The sequence below is a fragment of the Nocardia sp. JCM 34519.1 genome (assembly GCF_020361265.1).
Classification (GTDB): domain Bacteria; phylum Actinomycetota; class Actinomycetes; order Mycobacteriales; family Mycobacteriaceae; genus Nocardia; species Nocardia arthritidis_A.
In genome coordinates, this window is sequence record NZ_JAIRBR010000006.1 from 252,330 (window position 1) to 279,243 (window position 26,914).

Annotated in this window: 25 protein-coding genes; 14 read left to right on the forward strand and 11 right to left on the reverse strand. The window is 66.1% G+C overall.

The window, feature by feature from the left end; all coding sequences use genetic code 11:
- Positions 1–200 precede the first annotated feature (200 nt).
- Positions 201–1,325, reverse strand: coding sequence for a phosphoserine transaminase (serC, locus tag LGY53_RS18190; RefSeq protein ID WP_225727844.1), 1,125 nt, complete (start codon positions 1,323–1,325; stop codon positions 201–203).
- A 64-nt stretch (positions 1,326–1,389) separates the two neighbouring features.
- On the opposite strand from serC, the gene LGY53_RS18195 reads away from it, so the two are divergent.
- Positions 1,390–2,025: a hypothetical protein gene (locus tag LGY53_RS18195; RefSeq protein ID WP_225727845.1), complete on the forward strand. Its 636-nt coding sequence runs from the start codon at positions 1,390–1,392 to the stop codon at positions 2,023–2,025.
- A gap of 32 nt (positions 2,026–2,057) precedes the next feature.
- On the opposite strand, the gene LGY53_RS18200 is transcribed toward LGY53_RS18195, so the two are convergent.
- Both LGY53_RS18200 and LGY53_RS18205 read right to left on the reverse strand, forming a co-directional pair.
- Positions 2,058–2,918: a polysaccharide deacetylase family protein gene (locus tag LGY53_RS18200; RefSeq protein WP_225727846.1), complete on the reverse strand. Its 861-nt coding sequence runs from the start codon at positions 2,916–2,918 to the stop codon at positions 2,058–2,060.
- Between the two features lie 133 nt (positions 2,919–3,051).
- On the reverse strand, positions 3,052–4,194 hold the full coding sequence (locus LGY53_RS18205) for a citrate synthase 2 (RefSeq protein ID WP_225727847.1): 1,143 nt from the start codon (positions 4,192–4,194) through the stop codon (positions 3,052–3,054).
- A gap of 123 nt (positions 4,195–4,317) precedes the next feature.
- Between LGY53_RS18205 and pdxH the strand changes: the two genes are divergently transcribed.
- The 4 genes from pdxH (at position 4,318) to LGY53_RS18225 (ending at position 8,307) form a co-directional block, all read left to right on the forward strand.
- Complete coding sequence (gene pdxH / locus LGY53_RS18210; RefSeq protein WP_225727848.1) at positions 4,318–5,046, forward strand: pyridoxamine 5'-phosphate oxidase; 729 nt, start codon at positions 4,318–4,320, stop codon at positions 5,044–5,046.
- Positions 5,047–5,142: 96 nt separating this feature from the next.
- A complete protein-coding gene (locus tag LGY53_RS18215; RefSeq protein ID WP_225727849.1) occupies positions 5,143–6,426 on the forward strand; it encodes an MFS transporter in 1,284 nt (427 codons plus the stop codon).
- A 177-nt stretch (positions 6,427–6,603) separates the two neighbouring features.
- Complete coding sequence (locus LGY53_RS18220; protein ID WP_167471859.1) at positions 6,604–7,920, forward strand: citrate synthase; 1,317 nt, start codon at positions 6,604–6,606, stop codon at positions 7,918–7,920.
- Between the two features lie 27 nt (positions 7,921–7,947).
- Positions 7,948–8,307, forward strand: a complete 360-nt coding sequence (locus LGY53_RS18225) for an FKBP-type peptidyl-prolyl cis-trans isomerase (protein ID WP_167471860.1) — start codon at positions 7,948–7,950, stop codon at positions 8,305–8,307.
- 82 nt (positions 8,308–8,389) lie between these two features.
- On the opposite strand, the gene LGY53_RS18230 is transcribed toward LGY53_RS18225, so the two are convergent.
- From LGY53_RS18230 to LGY53_RS18250, 5 genes are all read right to left on the reverse strand, one after another.
- Entirely contained in the window at positions 8,390–9,553 is a 1,164-nt protein-coding gene (locus LGY53_RS18230; RefSeq protein ID WP_225727850.1) for a hypothetical protein, read from the reverse strand.
- Positions 9,554–9,630: 77 nt separating this feature from the next.
- A complete protein-coding gene (locus LGY53_RS18235) occupies positions 9,631–10,998 on the reverse strand; it encodes a sensor histidine kinase KdpD (protein WP_225727851.1) in 1,368 nt (455 codons plus the stop codon).
- On the reverse strand, positions 10,995–11,711 hold the full coding sequence (locus tag LGY53_RS18240; protein WP_225727852.1) for a response regulator transcription factor: 717 nt from the start codon (positions 11,709–11,711) through the stop codon (positions 10,995–10,997). Before LGY53_RS18240 ends, LGY53_RS18235 begins: the two co-directional genes overlap by 4 nt.
- 38 nt (positions 11,712–11,749) lie before the next feature.
- Complete coding sequence (locus LGY53_RS18245; protein ID WP_225727853.1) at positions 11,750–12,136, reverse strand: hemophore-related protein; 387 nt, start codon at positions 12,134–12,136, stop codon at positions 11,750–11,752.
- Between the two features lie 113 nt (positions 12,137–12,249).
- Positions 12,250–14,331 carry an AMP-binding protein gene (locus LGY53_RS18250; RefSeq protein ID WP_225727987.1) on the reverse strand — a complete coding sequence of 694 codons (2,082 nt, stop codon included), beginning with the start codon at positions 14,329–14,331 and terminating at the stop codon, positions 12,250–12,252.
- Between the two features lie 335 nt (positions 14,332–14,666).
- Between LGY53_RS18250 and LGY53_RS18255 the strand changes: the two genes are divergently transcribed.
- The 6 genes from LGY53_RS18255 to LGY53_RS18280 all read left to right on the forward strand — a co-directional run bounded on the left by LGY53_RS18255 (position 14,667) and on the right by LGY53_RS18280 (position 22,194).
- The gene (locus tag LGY53_RS18255) at positions 14,667–18,704 is read left to right on the forward strand and encodes an ATP-binding protein (RefSeq protein ID WP_225727854.1); all 4,038 of its coding nucleotides are present in this window, start codon (positions 14,667–14,669) and stop codon (positions 18,702–18,704) included.
- Positions 18,701–19,114: a roadblock/LC7 domain-containing protein gene (locus LGY53_RS18260; protein WP_011207200.1), complete on the forward strand. Its 414-nt coding sequence runs from the start codon at positions 18,701–18,703 to the stop codon at positions 19,112–19,114. The genes LGY53_RS18255 and LGY53_RS18260 overlap by 4 nt, the downstream gene beginning before the upstream one ends.
- Before the next feature lie 7 nt (positions 19,115–19,121).
- Positions 19,122–19,496 carry a DUF742 domain-containing protein gene (locus tag LGY53_RS18265; protein ID WP_014981573.1) on the forward strand — a complete coding sequence of 125 codons (375 nt, stop codon included), beginning with the start codon at positions 19,122–19,124 and terminating at the stop codon, positions 19,494–19,496.
- On the forward strand, positions 19,477–20,079 hold the full coding sequence (locus LGY53_RS18270; RefSeq protein ID WP_174867263.1) for an ATP/GTP-binding protein: 603 nt from the start codon (positions 19,477–19,479) through the stop codon (positions 20,077–20,079). Before LGY53_RS18265 ends, LGY53_RS18270 begins: the two co-directional genes overlap by 20 nt.
- 73 nt (positions 20,080–20,152) lie before the next feature.
- A complete protein-coding gene (locus LGY53_RS18275) occupies positions 20,153–21,655 on the forward strand; it encodes an acetyl-CoA carboxylase carboxyltransferase subunit alpha/beta (RefSeq protein ID WP_225727988.1) in 1,503 nt (500 codons plus the stop codon).
- Positions 21,656–21,777: 122 nt separating this feature from the next.
- On the forward strand, positions 21,778–22,194 hold the full coding sequence (locus tag LGY53_RS18280) for a hypothetical protein (protein ID WP_225727855.1): 417 nt from the start codon (positions 21,778–21,780) through the stop codon (positions 22,192–22,194).
- Positions 22,195–22,218: 24 nt separating this feature from the next.
- Here the strand turns inward: LGY53_RS18280 and LGY53_RS18285 are convergent, their stop codons facing one another.
- Positions 22,219–22,710, reverse strand: coding sequence for a hypothetical protein (locus tag LGY53_RS18285; RefSeq protein WP_225727856.1), 492 nt, complete (start codon positions 22,708–22,710; stop codon positions 22,219–22,221).
- A 664-nt stretch (positions 22,711–23,374) separates the two neighbouring features.
- Between LGY53_RS18285 and LGY53_RS18290 the strand changes: the two genes are divergently transcribed.
- The 3 genes from LGY53_RS18290 to LGY53_RS18300 all read left to right on the forward strand — a co-directional run bounded on the left by LGY53_RS18290 (position 23,375) and on the right by LGY53_RS18300 (position 25,275).
- Positions 23,375–23,752, forward strand: coding sequence for a VOC family protein (locus tag LGY53_RS18290; protein WP_225727857.1), 378 nt, complete (start codon positions 23,375–23,377; stop codon positions 23,750–23,752).
- 149 nt (positions 23,753–23,901) lie between these two features.
- Positions 23,902–24,327 carry a nuclear transport factor 2 family protein gene (locus LGY53_RS18295; protein ID WP_225727858.1) on the forward strand — a complete coding sequence of 142 codons (426 nt, stop codon included), beginning with the start codon at positions 23,902–23,904 and terminating at the stop codon, positions 24,325–24,327.
- A 96-nt stretch (positions 24,328–24,423) separates the two neighbouring features.
- Positions 24,424–25,275: an aldo/keto reductase gene (locus LGY53_RS18300; RefSeq protein WP_225727859.1), complete on the forward strand. Its 852-nt coding sequence runs from the start codon at positions 24,424–24,426 to the stop codon at positions 25,273–25,275.
- 513 nt (positions 25,276–25,788) lie between these two features.
- On the opposite strand, the gene LGY53_RS18305 is transcribed toward LGY53_RS18300, so the two are convergent.
- Together LGY53_RS18305 and LGY53_RS18310 are read right to left on the reverse strand one after the other, a co-directional pair.
- Positions 25,789–26,181 (reverse strand): hypothetical protein, encoded by a 393-nt coding sequence (locus tag LGY53_RS18305; RefSeq protein ID WP_225727860.1) that lies wholly within the window; start codon positions 26,179–26,181, stop codon positions 25,789–25,791.
- Positions 26,182–26,194: 13 nt separating this feature from the next.
- Positions 26,195–26,746: a DUF3558 domain-containing protein gene (locus LGY53_RS18310; RefSeq protein WP_225727861.1), complete on the reverse strand. Its 552-nt coding sequence runs from the start codon at positions 26,744–26,746 to the stop codon at positions 26,195–26,197.
- Positions 26,747–26,914 lie beyond the last annotated feature (168 nt).

The following is a 26,914-nucleotide window of genomic DNA, read 5'->3' on the forward strand; positions in this document are numbered from 1 at the left end:
TCCGAAACAGTAGTGCACTGGTGAGATCCATGGGGCAAGACACGCGGTACGGAAATCTATCAACGGACACATCCGCACCGCTAATCTGCTCTGTTCACTTTTGACAATACAGATTGCGAAGTGTTCGCGCGCACCGTAATACGGCGCGGGCCCGACCGGCAGGTATCCGATCGGGCCCGAAATTCATTCGTTCGCCGTGCTTACGACAGCTTTTCGACCACCCAGTCGATGCTGCGGGTCAGCTGGGAAACATCCTCCGGATCGATCGCCGGGAACATGCCGATGCGCAACTGGTTGCGGCCCAGCTTGCGGTACGGCTCGGTGTCGACGATGCCGTTGGCGCGCAGCACCTTTGCCACCGCGGCCGCGTCGACCGAATCGGCGAAGTCGATGGTGCCGACCACCTGCGAGCGGTGCGCCGGATCCGTGACGAACGGGGTGGCGTACTCGCTCGACTCGGCCCACGAGTACAGCCGCGACGAGGAATCGAGGGTCCGCTTGACCGCCCAGTCCAGGCCGCCGTTGCCGTTGAGCCATTCGATCTGGTCGGCGAACAGCAGCAGGGTGCCGAGCGCCGGGGTGTTGTAGGTCTGGTCCTTGCTGCTGTTGTCGATCGCGATCGGCAGCGAGAGGAATTCGGGGGTGTAGCGCCCCGATTCGGCGATCTCACTCACCCGCTCGAGCGCCTTCGGGCTCATCAGCGCCACCCAGAGGCCGCCGTCGGCGGCGAAGCACTTTTGCGGGGCGAAGTAGTACACGTCGGCGTCGGCGATGTTCACCGGCAGACCGCCCGCGCCCGAGGTGGCGTCGATGGCGATCAGCGCCTGCTCCGAACCGGCCGGACGCTGCACGGGAACCGCGACGCCCGTTGAGGTTTCGTTGTGCGCCCAGGCGATCACGTCGGCGGCCGGGTCCGAAACCGGTTCCGGCGCGGTGCCCGGATCGGTGGTGATGACGATCGGATCGCCGATGAACGGGTTCTTCTTGGCCACCGAGGCGAACTTCGAGCTGAACTCGCCGTAGGTGAGGTGCAGCGAACGCTCGCGGATCAGGCCGAATGCGGCGGCATCCCAAAACGCCGTGGTACCACCGTTACCCAGCACCACCTCGTAGCCGTCCGGCAGGCCGAACAGCTCGCGCAGGCCGGAGCGCACCCGCGCCACCACGTCCTTCACCGGCTTCTGCCGATGCGAGGTGCCGAATACCGCGGCGCCGACCTGCACCAGCGACTGCAGCTGCTCGGGTCGAACCTTGGAGGGGCCACAGCCGAAGCGACCATCGGCGGGCTTGAGATCGTCGGGAATGGTCGGGAAGGCAGTGGTCATGGCGCACATGCTAGTAGGTGGTAATGCTGTGTCGTCGACCACAGTCCAGCTAACCTGTGCAGCCATGAACTCGGCGGCTAACTCGGGGTGGCTGTTACGCAAGCGAAGGGCACTCGGACTTGGTGTTCCTTCGATATCCGACGATGCGCGGCGCGAGTTGCTCATCCGCGGAACCCTCGGCTCCGCAACGATCTTGGATGTCCGGCCACGACGCAGCGAACCCGGGCACGCCTTCTGGGCGCGGGTGCAGCTGGAGGGGCAGGAGCCATACGAGGTGCGGGTGCGTCAGCGGGTGCCCGAGCGCGATCTGGACTGGATGCGCCCCGGCGATGTGGTGAGCTGCCGGGTGGATCCCGGCGACCGGGACCGGCTGGTGCTGTTCGTCCCGGATCTGGAGGAGACCGCCCGGGTCGGCATCGCGAAGATCCTGGCCGATGGCAGGCGCGCGGACGCGACCGTGCTCGCCGCGGCCCCGGTCGGCGCGGAATACTCCGGCCGCGACGATCCGGTGCTGCGGCTCGACCTCGAATTGCGTGCCTGGGACGAGCCGAAACCGTGGCGGGTCAGGGTCGTTCAGCAGGTGCCGCTCGCGGCGATCAACCTGGTCGATCTCGGCCAGCGCCTCGAGGTGGCATTCTTCACCGTGGATCGTGGCGAATCGGTCGCGATCGACTGGGCGGCCACACTCGGTGACGAATAGCGGGTAATCCGTTGCCGGAAGCCCGAATTCGATTACAGGTGGACGAAAGTGAATCCCGCGGCGCGAAGTTTCGGCAGCACCGCGAGCATGCCTGCCCCGGTACCGGCCTGTGGGCGGTGCATGTGTGCGAGGGAAATCGCGCCCGGCGCAGCGGCATTCATATTCTGCTGCACCTGGGCCGAGCTCGCGGTGGCGCCGAAATCGGCGTTGATGCTGAAACCGACCGGGGTTTCCCCCAATTCGTTGCAGATGCGCACCGCGACATCGTCGTAGTGCGCGGTGCCCGCGCGGAAGAATCGCGGCGGCCTGCCGACGAGTTGGGTCAGGCGTTCGTGGTTGGACCACACCTCGTCGACGGCCTCCTGCACCGACTTGGTGCCGTTGATGCCGTACGCGGCCCGGCCGTTCACCGAAAGCGGCCGGTGCTGCACACCGTGATTGGCCAATTCGAACAGCGGATTGCCCATCAGCTGGGCCACCCGCGCCGGATTCGCGTCGATCCACCGCTTGTTCAGGAAGAGTGTCGCCGGAATCTGTTGGGTGACAAGGAAATTGATCAACGACTCGTCCATGTCGTTGTTATCCGGCCCACCGCAGGCGTCGAAGGTGATCGCCATCTGCTTGCCGGTGGCATTGAAAGAGCTTGTGATGCCCGGCATTTCCATGCCCCACTGCTTCGGCTGTTCGCCGGCGTGCCGGGCGGCGACGGCGGCGGGCCCATTGGCGTCGTCGATCGGTGCGGCCTTCGGCAGACCTGCCCTCGGCTGAGGCGGCTGCGTTGTCGATGTCGGCGCCGACTCGCCGTGGGCGGCAGAACATCCGGTGACGACGAAACCCGCGGCGAGCGCGGCAGCGCCGAACAACCCCCGGCGCGACAGTTCTCTATCCAGCATTCCCCGTACCTCTGATCTCGACGTTGCGGGGGAATGCTACGTCACCGAATCCGCCGATGTGGTCTGGGGCACAGAGTGTTCACCGGGCACGGCGCGCCGGATCCGTCCCTGGAACCGGCACGCCGGCAACCACTTACGCGTGCGAAATGGCCGACCAGCCCGCGACGTCCTCAGGCTTGCGCGGGCCGGGCCCGGTGTAGATCGCGGCCGGGCGCACCAGCTTCCCCAGTTGCTTCTGCTCCAGGATGTGCGCGCACCAACCCGCGGTGCGGCCGCAGGTGAACATCGCGGGCATCATGTGCGCGGGCACCTCGGCGAAGTCCAGGATCACCGCGGCCCAGAACTCCACATTGGTTTCGATCGCGCGGTCCGGGCGCCGCTCGCGCAGCTCGGCGAGCGCCGCCTGCTCCAGCGCGGCGGCCACCTCGTAGCGCGGGGCGGCCAACCGCTTCGCGGTGCTGCGCAGCACCCGGGCGCGCGGATCCTCGGCCCGGTACACCCGATGCCCGAAGCCCATCAGCTTTTCCTTGCGGTCCAGGATGCCCTTGACCAGAGCCCTTGCGTCGCCGGTCTTTTCGACCTCCTCGATCATCGGCAGCACCCGGGCGGGCGCGCCGCCGTGCAGCGGGCCCGACATCGCGCCGATCGCGCCGGACAGCGCCGCGGCGACATCGGCGCCCGTCGATGCGATGACGCGCGAGGTGAAGGTGGACGCGTTCATGCCGTGCTCGGCGGCCGACACCCAGTAGGCGTCGATGGCCTCGGTGTGCCGCGGGTCCGGGTCGCCCTTCCAGCGGGTCATGAACCGCTCGGTGACCGTGCTGCACTCGTCGATCTTCTTCTGCGGTACGGCGGGCTGGTAGATGCCGCGCGCGGACTGCGCGACGTAGGACAGCGCCATCACCGAGGCGCGGGCCAGATTCTCCCGCGCGGTCTCGTCGTCGATATCCAGCAGCGGCTGATAACCCCAGATGGGGGCGAGCATGGCCAGGCCGGCCTGCACGTCGACGCGCACGTCACCGGTGTGCACGGGCAGCGGGAACGGTTCGGCGGGCGGCAGGCCGCGGCCGAACTCCCCGTCCACCAGCAGAGCCCACACATCGCCGAAGGTCACCCGATTGCCGACCAGATCCTCGATGTCGACGCCGCGGTAACGCAGGGCGCCGCCGTCCTTGTCGGGTTCGGCGATATCGGTGGTGAATGCCACCACACCCTCGAGCCCGCTGACGAAATCGCTTGGTACGGATGCTCCTGGCACCGCGGGGCTGGTAGTCATGTTGTGACTCTCCTTGCACTTCGGGTCGCATGGGTTCTCGTCGATGAGGGATAACGCTTCGCCGAGCACATGCCGATCGGTTAAAACCTTAGCTTCTTGCTACCGCGGAGTAACGTCTGCCCCATGCGTGACCTGGACAATTCATCTGTCGGTCAAGAAGCGGCAGAGTTGCCAACGGATGTGGATTTGGCCGCCATGCGGGCCGAGTACGGGAACAACCCGTTCGGCTCCGGCGAGGACACCGACCTCGACGAGAGCTGGCTCGCGGGCGGTTGGGAGCCGCTGCTGCGGCACTGGATAGAGCAGGCGACGGCGGTCGGCATCGCCGAACCCAACGCCATGGTGCTGGCCACCGTGTCGCTGGCGGGCGGCACGCCGCGCCCGGTTGCCCGCACGGTGCTGTGCAAGGGTCTCTCACCCGAGGGTGTGACTTTTTACACGAACTACGAATCGGCGAAGGGCACCCAGTTGGCCGCGGTGCCGTTCGCCGCGGCCACCTTCGTCTGGCCCGCGCTCGGTAGACAGGTGCACGTGCGCGGCGGAGTGGAGCAGGTGCCGATCGAGACCACCACCGTCTACTGGCGATCCCGGCCGCGGGATTCCCAGCTCGGCGCCTGGGCCTCGCAGCAGTCCCGCCCGATCGGTTCGCGCGCCGAAATGGATCGGGTGCTGGCCGAGACCACCGCGCGCTTCGCCGATGTCGACGAGATCCCGGTGCCGCCGCACTGGGGCGGCTACCTCCTACGCCCCGACGAGGTCGAGTTCTGGCAGGGCCGCCGCGGCAGGCTGCACAACCGGATCCGGGTGCGCATCGACGACGGCGCGATGACCGTCACGCGACTGCAGCCGTAAGGAAATCGGCTCTGGTGAAATAAAATTCACTTCGATACCCGGGGCGTGACTGGTTAATCTCCTGGCCATGTGCACCCTCGCCTGTCGCCTTCCCGGATGAGGATCCTGGCCGACACCACCCCATTGCGTCAGCCGGATTATCGACGCCTGTGGGTGACCGGCATCATCACCATGGTCGGCGCCCAGATGTCGCTGGTCGCGGCGCCGCAGCAGATTTTCCAGATCACCGGCAGCTCCGGCTATGTCGGCCTCGCCGGGCTGTTCGGTCTGGTGCCGCTGATCGTCTTCGGACTGTGGGGCGGCGCGCTCGCCGATGTGATGGATCGGCGAAAGCTGTTGCTGCTCACCAGTTTCGGCACCGGCATCACCTCGCTCGCCTTCTGGGCGCAGGCCGCGGCCGGGCTGCACAACGTATGGGTCGTCCTGGTGCTGCTCGCCGCGCAGCAGGCGTTTTTCGCGGTGAATCAGCCGACGCGCAGCGCGACCATCCCGCGCCTGCTGCCCGCCGAACAGCTGGCGGCGGCCAATTCGCTCAATATGACGGTGATGCAGTTCGGGTCCATCGCCGGGCCGGTGCTGGCGGGCGCGCTCATCCCGGTGATCGGCCTCGCGACGCTGTACCTGCTGGACGCGATCGCGCTACTCGCGACGCTGTGGGCGGTGTGGCGGCTGCCCGCGCTGCCGCCGACCGGCACCGAACGTAAGGCCGGATTCCGCACCGTCCTGGACGGTTTCGCGTATCTGGCCACCCAGCGCATCCTGCTCGCCTCGTTCGCGGTGGATCTGATCGCCATGATCTTCGGCATGCCGCGGGCGCTGTTCCCGCAGATCGCGCGCGAGACCTTCGGCGATCCGGCCACCGGCGGACTCGCGCTCGGTCTGCTGTTCGCGTCGATGTCGGCGGGTGCGGTGCTCGGCGGAGTGTTCTCCGGCTGGATTCCCCGGGTGCGGCGGCAGGGGTTGGCCGTCGTGATCTGCATCGCGCTGTGGGGCTGCTCGATGATCGGCTTCGGGGTGGCCGTCGGGCTCACCGGAGATCTGCTCGGCGTCGGCGCCGGACTGTGGATCGCGCTGGGCTGCTCCGCATTCGGTGGCGCGGTCGACATGGTGTCCTCGGCGCTGCGGGTCACCATGCTGCAGACGGTCGCCACCGACGAGATGCGCGGGCGGCTGCAAGGGGTGTTCATCGTGGTTGTCGCGGGCGGGCCGCGCATCGGTGATGTTGCCCACGGTTTCGCCGCGGCGAGCCTGGGTACAGCTGTTGCTGCGGCGGGTGGTGGTGCACTCGTTGTGGTCGGCATGGTGCTCGCGGCGCTAGTCTTTCCGGCGTTCGTTCGGTACCGAGTGGGCCGCGCACATGCCGAAATGGTTCCGCAGTGACCCTGGCGAACACTCGGCAACCAGGAGCGAAACCTCACCGCAGCGTGTCCCGATTGTGAGCCCAACGAGAGCCACCCTCGATGGTTGGCCCGCTCGGTGAACGGCTAGCGTTGAGGTAAGTGCGTCGGGGCCGACCGCGCTCGACGCCTACGGTTCTAGCCTGAGAGGGATCCTTCCGTGCCCGCTGAGAACATCATCAACGTCGACGACGACGCCAAGCCGGTCCTTGTCTATCCCGGCGGGGAATTCCCCATGACGGTGACCAAGGCCGCCGAGGGCAATGACGGGATCGACCTCGGAAAGCTGCTGGCCAGCACCGGTTACGTCACCTACGACCCCGGCTTCATGAACACCGCGCCGACCAAGTCGGCCATCACCTACATCGACGGTGAGGCGGGCATCCTGCGCTACCGCGGGTACCCGATCGATCAGCTAGCCGCCTCCTCCACCTTCATCGAGGTCAGCTACCTGCTGATCTACGGTGAGCTGCCCACCGCGGCCCAGCTCGACGACTTCACCAACCGGATCCGCAGGCACACCCTGCTGCACGAGGACCTGAAGCGGTTCTTCGACGGTTTCCCGCGCAACGCGCACCCGATGCCGGTGCTGTCCTCCGCGGTGAACGCGCTCTCGGCGTACTACCAGGACTCGCTGGATCCGCGCGATCCGGAGCAGGTGGAGCTGTCCACCATTCGACTATTGGCCAAGCTGCCCACCATCGCGGCCTACTCGTACAAGAAGTCGGTCGGCCAGCCGTTCCTCTACCCGGACAACTCGCTCAGCCTGGTGGAGAACTTCCTGCGGATGACCTTCGGCTTCCCGGCCGAGCCATACGAGGTGGACCCCGAGGTCGCCGCGGCGCTGGACATGCTGCTCATCCTGCACGCCGATCACGAGCAGAACTGCTCGACCTCGACGGTGCGTCTGGTCGGCTCCTCCGACGCCAACCTGTTCACCTCGGTATCCGGCGGCATCAACGCGCTGTGGGGTCCGCTGCACGGCGGCGCGAACCAGGCGGTGCTGGAGATGCTCGACGGCATCAAGGCCAACGGCGGTGACGTCAAGGAGTTCATCCGCAAGGTCAAGAACAAGGAAGACGGGGTGAAGCTGATGGGCTTCGGTCACCGCGTCTACCGCAACTACGACCCGCGCGCCGCGATCGCCAAGAAGCACGCCGACGCCATCCTGCGCAAGCTCGGCGGCGACGACGAGCTGTTCGATATCGCGCAGGCGCTGGAGGAGGCCGCGCTCACCGACGACTACTTCATCGAGCGCCGCCTGTACCCGAACGTCGACTTCTACACCGGCGTCATCTACAAGGCCATGGGCTTCCCGACCCGGATGTTCACCGTGCTGTTCGCGATGGGCAGGCTGCCCGGCTGGATCGCGCACTGGCGGGAAATGCACAGTGAGCCACTGAAGATCGGTCGTCCGCGCCAGATCTACACCGGATACGGTGCGCGCGATTACCGTGAGATCGCCAACCGCGATTGATAACCCACCTATCGAAGGGGATAGCGAATGACCAAGCCGGAGATCGAATTCCAGGAGGGCCCCGCGCCCACCGAACTGGTGATCAAGGATCTCACGGTCGGTGAGGGCAAGGAAGCGGTGCCGGGCGGCACCGTCGAGGTGCATTATGTGGGCGTCGAATTCGACTCCGGTGAGCAGTTCGACTCCTCCTGGGACCGTGGCGAATCCATCACCTTCCCGCTGAGCAACCTGATCCAGGGCTGGAAGGACGGCATTCCGGGCATGAAGGTCGGCGGCCGTCGTCAGCTGACCATCCCGCCGGAGCTGGCCTACGGCCCGGCGGGTTCGGGGCACCGGTTGTCGGGCAAGACGCTGGTGTTCATCATCGATCTGCTGAACGCCAACTGAAAGCTGTTGCCGCAGCCCGGGTTTCGGACCCGGGCTGCGGCATTTTCCTGGTTTCGCCAGCTGCTTTCGAGTAGCGAACAGCTCAGCCGCGGACGATTTCGACCGGGTCGGTGAGCGCGGCGGCGATGGCCGATTGCTGGCCGGAGCTGCGCTGCGGGAGCGCGGCGACCGCCTTATCGGTTTGCGTACTCAAATTGCCGACGACGCTCTGCAATTGAGTGACGCCCTGGGTGAGTTGGCTGATGGCACTGGTCAATTGGGCGCCGCCCTGCTCGGCGAGCTGGGGGAGACCCTCGGCGAGTTTCGCGCCCTGCCGCAATTGGTCACTGGCGCTTTGCAATTTGCCGACGACGGTGCGCAGCAGGGTGCCGAGATCGGTATTCGGGTCGACCGAGGCGCCCACCAGATCGCCGAGGCCGGTCAGCTGCGAGCCCGCCTGGCTCGAAATATCGCGCAGCCCTTGGAGTTTGGCGATGACGCCGGTGAGCGTCGGATCGCCCGCGAAGGGTAGGCCCTTCAGCAGCGGCAGAATTTGGTCGAGTCCGGTGGTGACGGCGCCGGCGGTCTGCGACACCTGACTGATGGTGACGCCGGTCGAACCGAGCGCGTCGGCGAGCTGATTCGCCTGTGCGGCCGCGCCGCTCACCGTGTTGTTCAGCAACGCTATCGCCGAAGTCAATTGCGCGGCACCGCTTTTCGCGAAGTCTAGGAAGCCGAGCATTTGATCGGCGCCGGAGCTGAACTGATCGGCGCCCGCAGCCGCGGCCTGCACCCCCATGTTGAGCAGCTGGGCGGTGAACTGCACCTGTGTCATCTGGGTGCGCGCCTGGGCCGCGGCGCTGAGTGCCGCGTCGACGCCCGCCGCGCCGATCCGGTGCTGTACCTCGGTCACCGCGCCGTTCACCAGGTCGCGATCCGCGCCCTTGTGCGTGCTCACGGTGACCTTGGCCCGCTTGGGATCCGGTCCGGCGAGTGTGCCCATGGATGTGGTGAGGTCGTCGGGCAGCGTGATGACCGCGGCGTAGTCCTTGATATCCGCTTCGCCCGGTTTCGCGGCCGTCCAGTCGTAGCCGCCCGCATCCTGCAAGGCCTGCACGACCTTCGCTCCGGTCGGTCCCTTGTCCGCGTTGACGAGCGCGATACCCGTCGGCGTGTCGGAACGCCCGCAGGCGACGATGCCGGCGGCAATCGTGCCAGCGGCGACGAAAATGGCCAGAAGTCCCCAGCGGGTCCGTTTTTCGATCACGCGAACAGACCCTAGAGTCCGCAGGTTACCCCGCCATGGCTGTTTTATAAGAATTTGCTATGGGCGCGCGGCCCGGCTTATTTGTTCCAATGCGTGTTCCGGGCGGGCAAATGCAGCACCAAGCGCACGCCGCCCAGCGTCCCATCATCGAAATATGCTCGCCCGCCGTGTAATTGGGCCTGTTGGGCGACCAATGCCAGCCCGAGTCCGGATCCGCCCTTGCTCGCCTGGCTACCGCGGAAGAAACGATCGAATACCGCCTCCCGCTCCTCGATCGGGATGCCGCGACCATTGTCGTCGATCGAGATGATGATGTGCCCGTCCGAAGCGCGGTGCGCGGAAACCAGTGCCTGCGTTGCCCTTCCGTGTTTGACCGAATTGGTGAGCGCGTTGTCGACGGCGAGCCGCAGCCCGGCGGGCAGCCCACGGGTGACCAGTTCGGCGTCGCAGTCGATGCGCACGGTCAGATCCGGATAGTGCCGCATGGCGTCGTGTGCCGCCTGATCGCACAGATCACCGACGTCGGTGTCGACGTGATCGCGCTCGTTGGTGAGGTCGCCGGTGGCCAGTCGTTCCAGCGCGGCCAGCGTGCTCTCCACCCGGCCCTGGCTGCGTTGCAGGTCGGCAAGGATTTCCGCGCGCTGGGTCTCGTCCAGGTCCAGGGTGCGCAGCACCTCGAGGTCGGTGCGCATGGCGGTGAGCGGGGTGCGCAGTTCGTGCGCGGAGACGGCGGCGAAATCGCGCGCGGTGTCCAGGGCGGCGGCGGTTTCGGTCTGTGCCTGATCGACCCGCTCCAGCATGGTGTTCACCGCCTGGGCCAACTGCTCGGCCTCGCGTACACCCGAACCGTCGATCGGCGGCTGTGGATTGTCCGGATCGCGATAGCCGCTGCGCGCACCGACCTGCTTGGACAGGTGCACCATCGGGCGCACCGCGCGCCCGGCCAGCAGCCAGCCGAGCGCGGCGGCGGCCGCGATCGATGCCAGCGCCCCGAACAACACCCAACGTTGTTGCTGTGCGGTGGTTTTCGCCGCATCCGTGAACGGAATGCCGAGCGACACCACCTGACCCGGCGGCTGATTCTCGGTGGTGGTGAGGATCCGATATGGGATGCCGTGCACCGTCACCGTGCGCGAACCCGTTGGCAGATCGGGCATTTGGGTTGGGGTGCTGGCGATGACGTCGCCGTCCCGGCGCACGGTGAGCGCCAGATCGTTGTTCAGCCCCGTGAGCCCGATGGCGGTCACCGCGATCACCGGCTGCAGCAACACGATGCGCGAGGCCACCTTCAACTGCTGATCGGACTGCTGCACGTTGATCTTCTCGATCACCTGCACGCTGAGCAGGCTGATCAGCGAAACGATGATCACCGCACCCGCCGCCGCGGCCCCCGCCACCCGCGTGCGCAGCGAAAAGGTCCGGCGCCGACGGGGTTTCGCGGTCATTTCGGGGCTCGGAGGACGAATCCCACCCCGCGAATGGTGTGCAGCAGCCGCGGCGTGCCGTCCACTTCCAGCTTGCGCCGCAGATATCCGACGAATACGTCGACCACATTGGTGTCGGCGGCGAAATCGTAGCCCCACACCAGTTCCAGCAGCCGCTCGCGGCTCAGCACAACGCCGACATTGCGCGCCAGCGTGCACAGCAGCTCGAATTCCCTTTTGGTGAGCTCGATTTCGTGCCCGTTGAGCAGCGCGCGATAGCCGGCGACGTCGACTTCCAAGGGGCCCACCGTGATCGCGCCCGGCGTCGCCGGTGCGGGTGCGTCGGTCTTGCGGCGCAGCAGCGCCCGGATCCGGGCCACCAACTCGGCCAGCACGAACGGTTTGACCAGATAGTCGTCGGCCCCGTACTCCAGCCCGGCGATGCGATCGTCCACCGACGCGCGGGCGCTGAGCACACAGATCGGCACCTCGTTGCCCATGGCGCGCAGCGCGGTCACCACTCCGGCGCCGTCGAGCACCGGCATATTCATATCGAGCACGATCGCATCGGGCGCATGCTCGTTCACGCTGCGCAACGCGGCCGCGCCGTCCCTGGCCACCAATACCTGGAAGCCGGACAGCCGCAGCCCTCGCTCGACCGAGGCGAGCACGTCCTCGTCGTCGTCGACGACGAGGACGGTCGGGTTCCCAGGACGCTCTGCCACGTCAGTCATTCTGCCGTCACCGCGCACCCGGATCGGTCAAGCGCCGCTCAGTAGTTATGGCAGGCGGCCGCGACCTGGCGCAGTTGCTCGGCGATACCCGCGGCGCGCGGGTCGTTCTCGGCCTGTGCCGCGGCGTCCGGATTCGCATCGATCGCCTTCTGCAGTTCGGCGCGGCGCTGATCCGGCGGCAGGTTGAACTTCTGCTGGATCTCGGCCTTCTGCGCCGGGTTGTTGTCGAGCATGTTCGCCAGCAGCGGGGCCTTGGCGTGCAGTGCCTTGTCGACCTGGTCGAACGAACAGGTGGTGTCGAGCAGCGGCGCGATCATCGAGGTCGGATCGGCGGCGGCGATGCCGGGGCCGAGCAGAACGGTGACCGTGGCGATGCCGCCGGTCGCCAATGCGGCGAGGGTGGTGCGGCTGCGCAAACGTTTCATGTGGTGCTGCCTCCATGGTGTCGATGGGACGTGGACAAGCGACCTCGACCTTAGGGCGAGGCGCTGGCACAGGTGTGAACGATTACTGAGGATTCTCTGAGGGACGACCAAAACTATGACGGCACAACCGGATCCGCGATATTCATAGTTTCGTGATCCGCTCCGGGACGGGCCGCGACGATCTGCTCGGCGAGCGCGGTGAGTACGGCCGGATCCTCGATGGTGGACGGCATCTCGTACGGCTCGCCCGCCGTGATCAACCGGATGGTCTTGCGCAGGATCTTGCCGGATCTGGTCTTCGGCAGCGCGGGAACCACCACCACGTCGTAAAGGGTGGCGATCGCGCCGATCTGTTCGCGCACCCGGGTGATCAGCTCCGTGCGCAGCAGTGCCGGATCGATCTGGACACCCGACTTGAGCACCACGTAGGCCAGCGGCCGATGTCCCTTGAGCTCATCCGGCAGACCGATCACCGCGCATTCGGCGACCGCGGGATATCCGGCGATGGCGGCCTCGATACTGCCCGCCGAGAGCCGGTGCCCCGCCATATTGATGACATCGTCGCTGCGCCCGAGGACATAGAGGTAGCCGTCCTCGTCGAAATAGCCGGAGTCGCCGGTGAGGTAGTGGCCGGGATAGGTGGTGAGGTAGGAGCGCTCGTAGCGGGCGTCGTCGTGCCAGAGCCCGCTCAGCGTGCCGGGCGGCAGCGGCAGCCCGATGACGATATTGCCCTCGGTGCCCGGCGCGACCGGATTGCCCTCGGAATCGAGCACCCGGATCCGATAGCCGGGCACCGGCACCGACGCCGATCCGGCCTTGATCGGAAGTTGTTGCAGCCCAAGCAGATTGGCGCAGATCGGCCAGCCGGTCTCGGTCTGCCACCAATGGTCGACGACGGGGCAGTCGGGCCGGTCGGCGAGCAGTGTGTGCACCGCCCACTCGTAGGTGGCCGGGTCGAGGCGTTCGCCCGCGCAGAACAGCGCGCGCAGCGAGGACAGGTCGTAGTCCGCGGCGAGTGCCGCGTCCGGATCCGCCTTGCGGATGGCGCGCAACGCGGTCGGGGCGGTGAACACTGCGCGAACCTTGTGGTCCTGGATCACCCGCCAGTACACGCCCGCATCCGGCGTGCCGACCGGTTTGCCCTCGTAGAGCACCGTTGTCGCGCCGACGAGCAGCGGCGCGTAGACGATATAGGAGTGCCCGACCACCCAGCCGACATCGGAGGCGGTCCACATGACATCGCCGGGGCCGACGTCGTAGATATTGCGCATGGACCAGGTGAGGGCAACCGCGTGTCCGCCGTTGTCCCGCACCACCCCCTTCGGCTTACCGGTGGTGCCGGAGGTGTAGAGGATATAGAGCGGATCTGTCGCATCCACCGCAACCGGATCGGCCGGTTCGGCGTCGCGAACGGCGTCCGCCCAGTCCAGCCACTGCGCGACGACGGTTTGCGCGGAGCTCGGCAGCGATTCGGTCGCCGGCTGCGGCGCGGCGAAATGAATGGTGTCGAACAGCGGCTTTCCGTCGACGACGACATCGCGCTGCTTGACGATCACGTGTCGCGGCGCGGTGGTCTGGGCGATATCCAAGGCCTGCAAGACAATTGGCGGGTATTGAATCGGCCCGCTCGGCTCGATGCCGCCCGAGGCGGTGATGATGAGCACAGGTTCGGCGTCGTCGATGCGGGCCGCGAGCTCGGGCGCGGCGAACCCGCCGAACACCACCGAATGCACCGCGCCGATGCGCGCGCAGGCCAGCATGGCGATCACCGCTTCGGGAATCATCGGCAGGTAGATGATCACGCGGTCGCCCTTGCCGACTCCGAGCCGGACCATCGCGCCGGCGAACCTGGCAACCTCGGCAAGCAACTCGGCGTAGCTGAAAACGCCTCTGGTGCCGGTCATAGCGGAGTCATATATTAAGGCGGGCTGATTCGGTCGGCCCTCCTCTCCGGCGGCTGGACTTCCGAACACATGCCGGTCGAGGGCGTTGAAGGAGGTGTTGAGGCGAGCATCGGGGAACCATCTCGCCACCGGACGTGCGGTGGCATCGACTATTTGAGTAGGTGGCACGTCCCAATCGATTGCCTCGGCCGCGCCGGACCAGAACTCCGCGGGATCGACCAGGCTGGTCTGATAGACCGGCCGGTACTCGCGCTTCGTGTGCCCACCCGTCGCTCGGTCACCACCCCCCACCGAATCGCTTGTATTCAAACCGGTGACTCCCTAGCCTCGCTCGATGCCCGCCTCGATAGATCAGCATGATTGTGGCAGACTTCACGCGACGCCCGGGCGGGTGTCGCGACCTTTGGTTTTGCCTGGAACGGGCAGGTCAAGGGGGGCAAGCTTACTCGAAGTCACCCAAGAAGTTATTGATCCGTTAGAATCTGATGTCACTTATTTCGGCCGTCGTAGACGCAATTTCTCGGCCTGCAGCAGTTCTCGGCCAGCTCCGTCTGTCGAGCCAGCATGCGATTGTGGAGGTTCGCTGATGGCGCGTGGTTGGGGCCAGTTTGGAAAGTGAGTGGGAGATGCGTGACGCCGCTAGGTCCGGCAGAAGGCGCTGGGCGCTCGGCAACTGGGACCTGCGCTGGAAGGTGACGGCGGTCCTGGCCGTACCTCTTGCGGTCGCGGTGGGGCTTGGGGTTTCCAGGATTTCGACCGAGTTCGCCGACTCGAGCAGGTTGGCGGATGCCTCGGACACCGTCGCTGCGATTCCGGTGGTGACGGCGCTCAGCGGCAACATGGGTGTTGTCGCCGGTTCACAGATGATCGCGATCGGCCCGAACTCCGCTGTGACCGACCAGAACCTGGCGGATCTGGACAAGGCGATCGGTGCGGCGGAGAAGGTCTCCGACAAGTTGAACGGTGTGCCCGGTGGGGCGCGCGCCGCGCTGGACGAGATGCTCACCTCGGCGAAAGCGGTTAGAGCGCAGGGTAAAGCGCCCTCTACGCAGCCGGGGGCCGATGTCGTCGCGCTGATCGACAAGGTGCGCAGCGACAGCGTGCGCGTCGTGGAAAACGTTGTCGGACAGGTCAGCGACGCGGCCGTCGACGAGGCGAAGCTGCGCCTGGTGGACGCGCTCAACACCCGCTCGACCCTGACCAATGAGCTCGCCGCGTTCCCGGACTATCTGCGTAACCCGAAGGACGGCCTGCCGGGCTTCCTTACCGCGGCCAACACCGAGCGCACGCTGCTCAATGTGCTTGCGCACCGGTTCGATGCCACCGATATGTCCATTGCCGACCTGCGGGTCGGTATCGATACGCGGGTGTCGTTGGCGAGCAGTCCGGAGGCGATGGCCGGCAGAATCGACGTCGCTGGGTTGAAGAATTCGCTCATCACCAGCCTCGCGGTGTACGAGAAGATCATCGGCAAGGCCACCAAGGATATTGACTCCGCGATGAATTCGCTGGTGTCGACGGCCCAGCGGGATGCGTGGACGTACACCGCGGTCGTCGTCGTCACCATTCTGGCCGCACTCATGCTCGCCGTCTTCGTCGCGCGATCGATGATCGTGCCGCTGCACCGGCTGCGGCTGGCCGCCCTGCGGGTGGCCGAAAGCGATCTGCCGCATGAGGTCGCGCAATTGCGCAACGGCGCCGCGCCGGAGGACGTGCCACTGGAACCGATGCCGGTGCGCAGCTCCGAGGAAATCGGCCAGCTGGCCCGCGCGGTCGACGATATCCACGGGCAGGCACTACGTTTGGCGAGCGACCAGGCGCAGATGCGTTCCCAGGTGAACGACATGTTCGAAACCCTGGCCCGTCGCTCCAAGTCGCTCGTCGACCACCAGCTCAGCCTCATCGAGGCGATGGAGTACGACGAGAAAGACCCACGTCTGCTGGAAAACCTGTTCCGGCTGGACCATCTCGCCGCCCGCATGCGCCGCAACGGCGACAACCTGCTCATCCTCGCGGGTACCCGGCAGCGCCGCGCCAAGTCCGCCCCCGTCGAAATCGCCGATGTGCTGCGCGCCGCGATTTCCGAGGTCGAGGATTACGAGCGGGTGAAACTCGGTGCGACGCCGCGCGGTTCGCTGGTCGAGCCGGCCGCATCCGATATGGCGCACCTGTTCGCCGAGCTGCTGGACAACGCGCTGCGCGCCTCGCCGCCGGAGACAGACGTCAAATTCACCTTCGCCCAGGCGCACGACCAGGGCATGTTGATCGAGGTGGCCGACCGCGGCATCGGTATGCCGCCCTCGGAGATGAACGAGATCAACCACCGGCTGGAACAGACCGCGGAGCCAGGGCCGGATACCGCCCGGCACATGGGTCTTTTTGTGGTCGGCCGGTTGGCCGAGCGGCACGGGCTCACCGTGCGGCTGCGGGCGACCTTCGATACCGCCCGGGATCCTGGCGTCACAGTGACGGTTCACGTGCCTGCCAACCTCATCGTCGCAGGTAAGGGCGGGCCGGTCATCCAACCGACCCAGGCCAATCCGAATATGCCGCAGCGTCCGGCTCTCCCTGGGCAGCAGCGTCCGGCCCTCCCTGCGCCGAGCACCATGCAGACGCGGGCGATCACCCGCACGCCGGGCGGCAATGTCATGGTCACCGTCGATCCCGGTGTGAGCGGCCCGATCTCGACCAGCGGCCCGGTCCCCACCAGCGGTCCGGTGCCGACCAGCGGTCCGGTTCCGGTGGGTGGACTGCCGCAGCGGCAACCGGGTTCGTCGATGGCCGCCGGACTGCGTAGCGACGCGGTCCCCACCTTGCGCCCGGCGCCGGGTCAGGGTCAGGCGCCGCCCAATGTGCCGCAGCGCGGCAAACTCGCCGCCGCGAATCTGCCCAAACGCAACCTCAATGCGGGCGGTCCGCCGCGCTCGTTGAGCGGCCAGCCGATGAATCCGCCGCCGCCGGGAGGTCAACCGCCGAGCGGTCAAGAGCCGACCATCCTCGGTGGCGGGGTACCGCCGCGCGATCCGAACTCCGGCGACCTGCCGCAGCGGCAGCCGGGCGCCAACGGGGTGCCGCAGCCGAGCATCAGCGGATTGCCGCAGCGTGAGCCCGGTGCCGGTGGTCTGCCGCAGCGTCAACCGGGTGCGAACGGTGCGCCGCAACGTGATTCGGTGAACGGTCTGCCGCAGCGCGAGGCTCCCAATGGGTTGCCGCAGCGTGAGCCTGGTGCCGGTGGTCTACCGCAGCGTCAACCGGGTGCGAACGGTGCGCCGTCGCGTGAGCCGGGCGCCGGTGGTCTGTCGCAACGCCAGCCGACGGCCAACGACGCACCGCCACGTGAGCCCGGTGTGCAGCCGCGGCGCGATGCGCTGTCCGGTGATGTGCCACCCGGTGGTGGTCTGCCGCAGCGTGATCCGGGTTCGAGCGGTCTGCCGCAGCGTGCCAAGCGCGATCCATTGTCCGGTGACCTCCCGCAGCGCGATGCCCCTGGTGGTCTGCCACAACGTGATCCGGGTTCGAGCGGTCTGCCGCAGCGTGCCAAGCGTGACCCGCTGTCCGGCGACCTCCCGCAGCGCGAGCCCGGCGGTCTGCCGCGGCGTGACGCGTTGTCCGGTGATGTGCCACCCGGTGGTCTGCCGCAACGTGCCAAGCGCGACGCCCTGTCCGGTGATCTACCGCAACGGTCGAATAGCGACCCGCTTTCGGGTGATCTGCCGCAACGTGATTCGGGTCGTCTGCCACGTCGCGAAGCCCCCGGCGGCTTGCCGCAGCGCGACGCATTGTCCGGCGATATGCCGCAGCGGTCGAATAGCGACCCGCTCTCGGGTGATCTGCCGCAACGTGATTCGGGCCGTCTGCCGCGCCGCGAGGCCCCCGGTGGCTTGCCGCAGCGCGATCCGTTGTCGGGTGAGTTGCCGCAGCAGCGTGAGTCCGGTGGTTTGCCGCGGCGCGACGCATTGTCCGGTGATCTGCCGCAGCGGTCGAGTAGCGACCCGCTTTCGGGTGATCTGCCGCAACGTGATTCGGGCCGTCTGCCGCGCCGCGAAACCCCCGGTGGTCTGCCGCAGCGCGATCCGGGTTCGAACGGTCTGCCCGCGCGGCACAGCGCATCCGGTCTGCCGCAACGCGATCCGGGCGCGACGAATCTGCCGCAGCACGAGGCGCCCCCCGGTGTCGCGCTACCTCGGCGGGAGAGCGCGCCGGAGGTGGCGGACGGCGGCGCGGCGCGGGATCCCGGCAAGCACAGCTTCCGGTCCAACCCGCAGAAGACCGCGTCGTTCTTCCAGACCAGATTGCAGCCCGCCGTCGATACCGGTTCCTCGATGGGTACGCCGATCTTCCAGGAAATGATGTCGGCGTGGCTGTCGGATGAGAACTCGGACCGGTCCCAGGTGGCCGCCTCCTTCGAATCACCGGGTGACGAAGGGTGGCAGGCGGCTCGCCACGCCGCCGAGGCACAGACCGAAACTCGAACGGCGGCCGGGTTGCCGCAACGCAATCCGGGTGGTCGACTCGTACCCGGTGCCGTGAACGGCGCCGCGGATCGGGCACCCCGCCGCGACCCCGAATCGATCAGGTCCAGCTTGAGTCGTCACCAGCAGGGCGTCCGGGATGGCCGCGCAATGAGAGCAATGAACCTAACCGGAGATAAAGGAGACCGATGAACCCCGATCTAGGTGGTACGAATCGTCAGCTGGATTGGCTGGTTTCGAACTTCGCCAACGAGGTTCCTGGCGTAGCCCATGCCGTCCTGGTCTCGGCTGACGGACTACTCATGGCCGCGAGCGCGCAGCTGCCCGTGGATCGGGCCGAACAGCTGTCCGCCGTGACGGCCGGCCTGGCCAGCCTGTCGGTGGGCGTCTCGAACCTGTTCGAGGGCGGCACCGTCCTGCAGTCGGTTGTCGAGATGGAGCACGGTTACCTGCTGCTGATGGCGGTGGGTGACGGTTCGTATCTCGCCGTTCTGACCAACACGTCCTGTGATATCGGTCAGGTGGGATACGAAATGGCTTTGTTGGTCGAGCGGGTGGGCCAGACAGTTCAGGCCACGCCACGCGTCACGATGGGTTCCTGATGGTGGGATGGACATAGAAGATCACCGCGTGGGGAGCGCCGAGCCGAGCCTCGTTCGCCCGTACTCGCTGACCGCAGGCCGCACCAGGCCAGCGGTCGAGCTGGCGTTGGAGGCCCTCGTCGCATCGCATCCGGTCGCCCTGGAGCGGCAGTTCGAACTGACCAACATCGAGACGTCAATCGTGGAGTTGTGCAGAGAATCGCCGTCCGTTGCCGAGGTTGCTGCCCGATTGGGTATTCCGATCGGAGTGGCTCGCGTTCTCGTGGCCGACCTGATCGAGGCCGGGCACGTACGCGTTTCGGCGACTTTGAAAGACGATTCCAGCGACGATGAACGTCGCGAGCTGATCGAAAGGGTTCTCAGTGGACTCCGGCGTATTTGATTCGACGGCGCAGGTCGACACCCGGACCAGCAAGCCTACTTCGGCGAAGATCGTTGTCGCGGGTGGCTTCGGTGTCGGTAAGACCACGTTGGTCGGTGCTGTCTCGGAGATCGTTCCGCTGCGCACGGAGGCATTGGTGACCAATGCCAGTACCGGCATCGACAATCTGACGGGCATTCCGATGAAGTCGACCACCACCGTGGCGATGGACTTCGGCCGGATCAGCCTTGCCGACGATCTGGTGCTGTATCTCTTCGGCACGCCGGGGCAGTACCGATTCTGGTTCATGTGGGACGACCTGATCCGCGGCGCCATCGGCGCGGTGGTGCTGGTCGACACCCGCAGGCTGGAGGACAGCTTCGCCGCCGTCGACTACTTCGAGGCGCGCAACCTACCCTTCTTGGTGGCGCTCAACGAGTTCGACGACGCGCCCCGCTATCCGATCGAGGACATCCGACAGGCGCTCGCGGTGCCTGCCGATGTGCCGATCCTGTCGATCGACGCCCGGCGGCGCGAGCCGGCCAAACAGGCGTTGGTCGCGCTCACCGAGTACGCGCTGCGCAAGGTCATGCAGGGATACTGATTTGCCGGGCCCCGGCGGGCAGGAGCGGAGCGAATCGGGCCCGGATGTCGCCGGGCGCGGTGAAACCGTTGGTGTGCGGCGGGTTTCCGCGATCGAGCTGATCGATCGGCTGCTCGACCCCGGATCGTTCGTCAGCTGGGATCGGCCACCCGTCGCGGTGGCCGCGTCCCCGTGGTACCGCGCGGAGCTGGTCCGGGCCGAGCGGGCGGCGGGCACGGACGAGGCAGTGCGCACCGGCGCCGGGTTGCTGCGTGGTCGGCGGGTGGCCGTAATCGCTTGCGAGTTCGGGTTTCTGGCCGGTTCGATCGGGGTCGCCGCGGCGGAGCGGATCGTGGCCGCGGTCGAGCGCGCGACCGAACTGGGCCTGCCCCTGCTCGCCTCGCCCACCTCGGGCGGCACCAGGATGCAGGAGGGCACGGTGGCCTTCGTGCAGATGGTGAAGATCGCGGGTGCCGTCGCGGCACACAAGGCGGCCGGGTATCCATACCTGGTGTATTTGCGCGACCCGACCATGGGCGGGGTGTTCGCGTCCTGGGGCTCGTTGGGGCATATGACTTTTGCCGAGCCCGGTGCGCTGGTCGGATTCCTCGGGCCGCGGGTGTACGCGGCGCTGTACGGGCGGCCGTTCCCGGATGGGGTGCAGACCGCCGAAAACCTTTACCGCAGCGGTGTTATCGACGGTGTGGTGCCGATTTCGGTGTACCGCAGGATCGCTCATCGCGCGTTGAGCGTGATGAGCGGGGTGCCCGATGCACAGACGGTCGAATCGTCGCCGCACGCAGCGGTATTCGGAGCCGCACCGGGTGAGGTATCTGCCTGGGATTCGGTATCGATCTCGCGCCGCCCGAATCGGCCGGGTATCCGTGAGCTGTTACGCCATGTGACGCAGCGTGTTCCGTTGAGTGGGACCGGTCAGGGCGAGCTGGACCGGACGGTCGTGCATGCCCTCGCCCGGTTCCGCGGTTGGCCGTGCGTGGTCTTCGGGCACGACCGGTCGGGGCAGCGTGGCGAGAACACCATGGGACCGGCTGCTTTGCGGGAGGCCCGCCGCGCCATGGCGCTGGCGGAGGAGCTGCGGCTGCCTCTGGTGTTGGTGATCGATACGGTTGGGGCCGCACTGTCCAAGGAGGCGGAGGAGCGTGGTCTCGCGCCCGAGATAGCCCGCTGCATAGCCGATTTGGTCACGTTGCGCACGCCCACCGTCTCCGTGCTGCTCGGCCAGGGGACCGGTGGCGGTGCCCTCGCGCTGCTGCCCGCCGACCGGGTGCTCGCCGCGACACACGCCTGGCTCGCTCCGCTGCCGCCGGAGGGCGCCAGCGCCATCGTCTATCGAGACACCACCCATGCGTCCGAACTCGCGGCCGCCCAACGCATTCGGTCAGCTGATCTGCTGGCCGACGGAATAGTCGACCGCATAGTCCCTGAACTCCCGGATGCCGCAACCGAACCCATCGACTTCGCGAATCGCATGGTTACCGCCGTCGCCGAAGAACTTGCCGCCCTGGGCAATTCCAGTGAACCCGAACTCCTCGCCCGCCGCAGGGTCCGTTACCGCCGCCTCGGGCTGCCGGGTTGATCAACGGTATCGGTACGTCGGGGATCGCGACGCGTGTGAGGATATTCGCGCCGTAGCGGAGGATCAGTAGCCCCGGAACTATGGGGCGGACTGATGGTGAGGGGGCTGGCATGATCTCGGGCATGATCATCCGACGAATCTCCATGCTCGCAGTCACCCTGCTTCCGGCCGCGGCGGCGCTCACCACCGCTGCCACGGCCACCGCCGACCCGTGGTTGCAGCCGCCGGTGATCGAGCAGGTGATCGTGTCGCCGGGCAACGCGTCGGTGAAATTCCACAACCCCAACGACGAGGGCGTCTGCTGGATCTATCGAGATGACACCGGCGAAATCCTCGGCGGCAACAACCCGGTGGCCTTCGCCGTCCCCGGCGGCAGAATGGTCCAGACCTCGACCGGCGCCAATTACATTCCGGCCCAGCGGATCCCGCTGCGCGGTGCCTGTTCGACGGATCGCCCGGCCACCGGCTACGACGGCTCGGCCCGCACCGATATCGTCTACGTCGACGTCCCCGAGCGCCCCCGCACCGGCAGCTTCTGAGGTCCGGCTGACCGTCGAGACGGCTCACCGGACGATCTGTAGTCCGTTGCGGATGCGGTCCAGGTCTGCGCGATAGAAGTCGAGGTCGGTGGCCGTCACCTCGGTTCGCATGAGGATCGGGTACGCCAAATTGCCGGAGATGTAATTGGCGGAAAGGGATTCGTCGTGGTCGGATCCGTTGCCGTCCTTGGCGGGAACTGTTCCAATGGACCGGAATCCGGGGAGACCGCAGACGTCGATCCTCCCGGAGGACAATTCCTTCCATCCAGCGGGGGCGGCGACGCTGACTATGGCACCGGCTTCGACTGGGGCGGGTGCAGTGACGGTGATGGTTGCGCTGCGGCGTCCGCCTGGTTTCGGGGCGTCGCGGTGGATCGCCAAACCGGGGACGGTGCCGTCCCACTTCGCCGGTTGCCAGCCGGGTAACCGTGGAATCCGAACTGTGAACGGATGTTCCGGGGCAGGGTCGATGGCGAAGGCCGGTCCAGACGTGTCGGCGCACGCAAATTCGGTCACGGTTGAGGTCTCGGCCGAGTCCGACGCGCCGCATGCGGCCATGGATAGCGCGGCAACACAGACGAATGCCGGTGCGAGACATCGAAGACCGATCATGGGTCGAAAGTTTATTCGATTATGCGGGGCCTCCCAGGGCTGAGAGCTGCGACGCTGGCCGCTTGCGGAATCCGGATTGCGGACGGCGGATTGCGATTTCGATCGATGGTTGCATCGCTGGCGCATCCGCGCGGTGCACGTGATATGCGACCTTGCTATAGCGTGTGCTGCTTGATTGCTGAAAAGCCAAGCGCCAGAGTGTATTCGGGTAACAGATACCGGTAATACCCTTCAGCCCAGTCGGTTTCGAGTACAGAATCCGATCCGAACGGGGGTCCCGTACCGAATGATCGGTGTGAAACCGATTTTGCTAGCCGATGCGGCTCTCACTGCGCCGCTTGTATTTTCGGCAGTCGCCGCGAATGTGTTCAGGTTCGAGCCGGCCCGGAGCGGGCTTCCATGGCCTGCGCTCGGTTCTTTCCCGCTGGGTTCGCGCCCCCCGACCGGCAAGTGGTGCGGCCGATCGTGAACCTACCGAAGCGATTCAGGCCCAATATTTTTCATGAGGATGCCGGGGGGCTGCCACTATCATGGCCGACAGTGAGATCATCGAGATTCTGGGGGAGTCGTGGTTGCTGTCGGGAAAATTGTCGCCATCGCGTTGGACAGTGCCGATCCGGCCGGTCTGGCGCGGTTCTACCGTGAGCTGTTGGATCTGCCGGTGCGGTACGAGTCACCGGAATTCGTTTGTCTGCAGGGTGAAGGCGTGATGTTGACCTTCGAGTACGTGGCCGACCATCGGCCGCCGGTCTGGCCCGGTGTCGAGGTGCCCAAGCAAATGCACCTCGACATCGAGGTCGACGATCTCGACGAGGCCGAACGCCGGGCGATCGAAATCGGTGCGGTGAAAGCGGACTTTCAGCCCAAGCCGGAAAGCTGGCGGGTACTGCTCGACCCAGCGGGGCACCCGTTCTGCGTCGTTGCACCGATACCGGCGCATTCCTGACGGTACGAATACGCGACCAGGTGTGATTCAACAGCTACCGTCGCGGGGAATCATCGGTCAGCGGCGCCGGTTGCACTCGGTAGCGGATGTGAGCCGGGTGGCGTTGGCGGACAGAGCTTTTCGTTGCTCGGCGGCGAAAGGGGTCGATGATGACCGAACAGGGGAACGCGGCGGCGGTGCGGGCGGCCTACAACCTCCTCGACTCCGGGGATCTGGAGGGCTTTCTCGAACTGCTGGACCCGGAGTTCGTTGCGACGCAATCGGATGCGGTGCCGTGGCGCGGTAGTTATCGCGGACCGGCGGAGGCGCGCGAAATGTTCGGCCGGGTAGGCAAATTCGCGGAGTCGACGTATCGTGCCGACGAGTTCATCGATAGCGGCGAGCGGATCGTTGTCATCGGTGCGGCGACGATCACCCCGCACCTGACGGGAAGACCGGCCACGGTCCGTGAGCTGCATGTCTGGCGGGTTCGTGACGGGCGGCTGCTCGGTCTGGACATCTTCCTCAACGCTCCGCAGAACCTGCTCACGGAACTCGCCCAGAGCAGGTGTCGCACGGCGCGTGTGGCGAGCTGACCGACCCGCTCCAAGTACTGGTCGGTCTGAAAAACGGGTGGTCAACACACCGAGTGTGTCGTTGACGGTTCGGCGCGTCACTTCTACGGTCGAGTAGTGACCTACAAAAGCGAGACCAGCGCAGTGCCAGCCATCGTGCTGAGCGACGGGAACCTGATCCCGCAGCTCGGCTTCGGTGTGTTCCAGGTGCCGGCCGACGACGTCTTCCCCGTCGTCACGGCCGCGCTGGAGGCCGGATACCGCAGCATCGACACGGCCGCCATCTACGGCAACGAAGAAGGCACCGGCCAGGCGATACGCGAGTTCGGGTTGCCCCGCGACGAGGTCTACGTCACCACCAAGGTCTGGAACGAGCATCAGGGATTCGACTCGACGCTGCGCGCCTTCGACGCGAGCATGGACCGGCTCGGCCTGGACTACCTGGACCTTTACCTGATTCACTGGCCGATCGCCATGGCCGATAAATACGTCGACACCTTCCGCGCGCTACAGGCGCTGAAGGCGCAGGGCCGGGTTCGTTCGATCGGCGTCTCCAACTTCACCGTCGCGCACCTGGAACGCATCATCGGTGAAACCGGGGAGACCCCGGCGGTCAACCAGATCGAACTGCATCCGCGGCTGGCCCAGCGCGAACTGCGCGAATTCCACGCCGCACACGCCATCGCCACCGAGGCGTGGAGCCCCCTCGGCCACGGCACGCTGCTCGAGGACAAGACCATCATGTCCATCGCCAACGAACTCGGTCGCACCCCCGCGCAGGTCATCATTCGCTGGCACCTGCAGCTCGGGAATATCGTCATCCCCAAGTCGGTCACCCCGTCCCGAATCAAGGCCAACTTCGAGGTCTTCGGATTCGAACTGTCGAAACAACAAATGGACGCGATCGATGCCCTCGACAACGGCGGTCGCGTCGGTCCCGACCCGGACACCTTCAGCATCGGCGCCTGAAGCACCGGCACGATCGGTGCCATTCCCGGTTCGGCGGATGAAAAACGGCCCGCATTCCGGCGTTTATTGATACGAAAGCAGTGCCGCCGCAAGGCTTTCCGCAACGAACAGTTCCGCGTCATCGCATCGCGCAGGTTCGTTCTGCCAGGCTGCGATCGACGGAGCGGCGCGACCACAGAACTGCTCGTCGCCGGCATGGCGTGCAGGGAGGTCACCACGACAGTCGCGGCGCTCTACACGGTGGTCGATGAAGTGCGATACCGGTAGCTGTTGGCACTCGGGCTGTACCCGGAGCGGCCGCCAAGTGCAGGTCTCGACCGAACTGTGGCGGATTCGGGGATTACGGGCTGCCGATATCGGCATCGAACCTGGACCGAGGCTAGGGACGCTCGAGGGAGAGCTGCTGGTTCAGAATCCGGACCCGCTGGTCGACGGCTGTCGCTGTTCTTGAGGGCGGGTGATTTTGCTGGCTTCGTGCACGCCTGTACAGGCGCGTGGCTACACCCGTACGTATCAGTGCGGCAATTCAGTTTGAACACCTTCGAATTGCTGCGAGTTTTTGCCGTCCACCGCAACGATCTTGTTGACGGCTTTCTCCATGGTGTCGCGGATCAGTGTCACGACCTCGATATGTGCCTGGAGGGCAGAGTCGACATCGCCCTCGCCGCCGATTGCCTTGAGGCCTAACATCTCCGCCAATTTGTCGGAGCATTCGAAGCGACCGAAGCCGGTTACCCGGGACATGAAGGTGAGATCGTTGCGCAGCTGTGTATAGAGATCGATCTGTTTGTTGCACGCATCTCGGCAAGTGGTGGCTACATCAGGGTCGAGGAGAAGTCGGCCCGCCTCTGCTTCGCCCTTGAGATATGTCCAGCGTGTCTGCTCTTCCTTCATGTTCGTCGACATGGGAACCTCTCGGCTATCTCGGAAATAACGGCACGAGGGCCTCAATGACGGTTGTTGCTCGACCGCACGGATCTGTTTGATTCTTCGAGGCAGCACTATCTATCGTGGTAATTGCAATCGCCCCCTGAGCGGCGGGGAAGACGAAGTCGCAGTCTTCTTTGAGTTTATCGGTCGTAGTGCGATATTTGAATCCATCACGCCCGGATATGGTGACATTGGAGAAGTCGACATTTTCGGGCTTCTTCTTGTAATCGTCGACAGAGTGAACAGTGGAGAAGACGCCTACAGTGAAGTCCCATGATGACGCCTTGTTATTCCAGCTGCACACTTTGAACCCGGGCTCTTCAACGCCTGCGACGCCGGAACGTTTGGTAGCCGGAACTAGCCCGACCGATTGCAGCGTCTGATCCGAGAGCTGGGTGCACGGATCCCACAGCGCGGCAGCCGTGGCGGACGTGTTGACCGCTGATGGCGTGGGCTGGCCCTGCTTGTCCGGCCCGCATCCGGACGCCAACAGCAGTACCCCCGTCAGCGCCGCAATGGTCGCTGTTGCCTGCCGTCCCACCTGTGCCCTCCGATCAGCCGTCGCTCGAATCGGCTCAAAGGGTAAGACGCACCCCGCCGCTGTTCGGTTCCCATCAGAACATGATTGATACCGCTGCTGGTAGAGCTGGGTGTCGACGGCGGTTTCTGTCCTGGGCTTATGCAGTGATTCCGATCGAGTTAGTGGGTT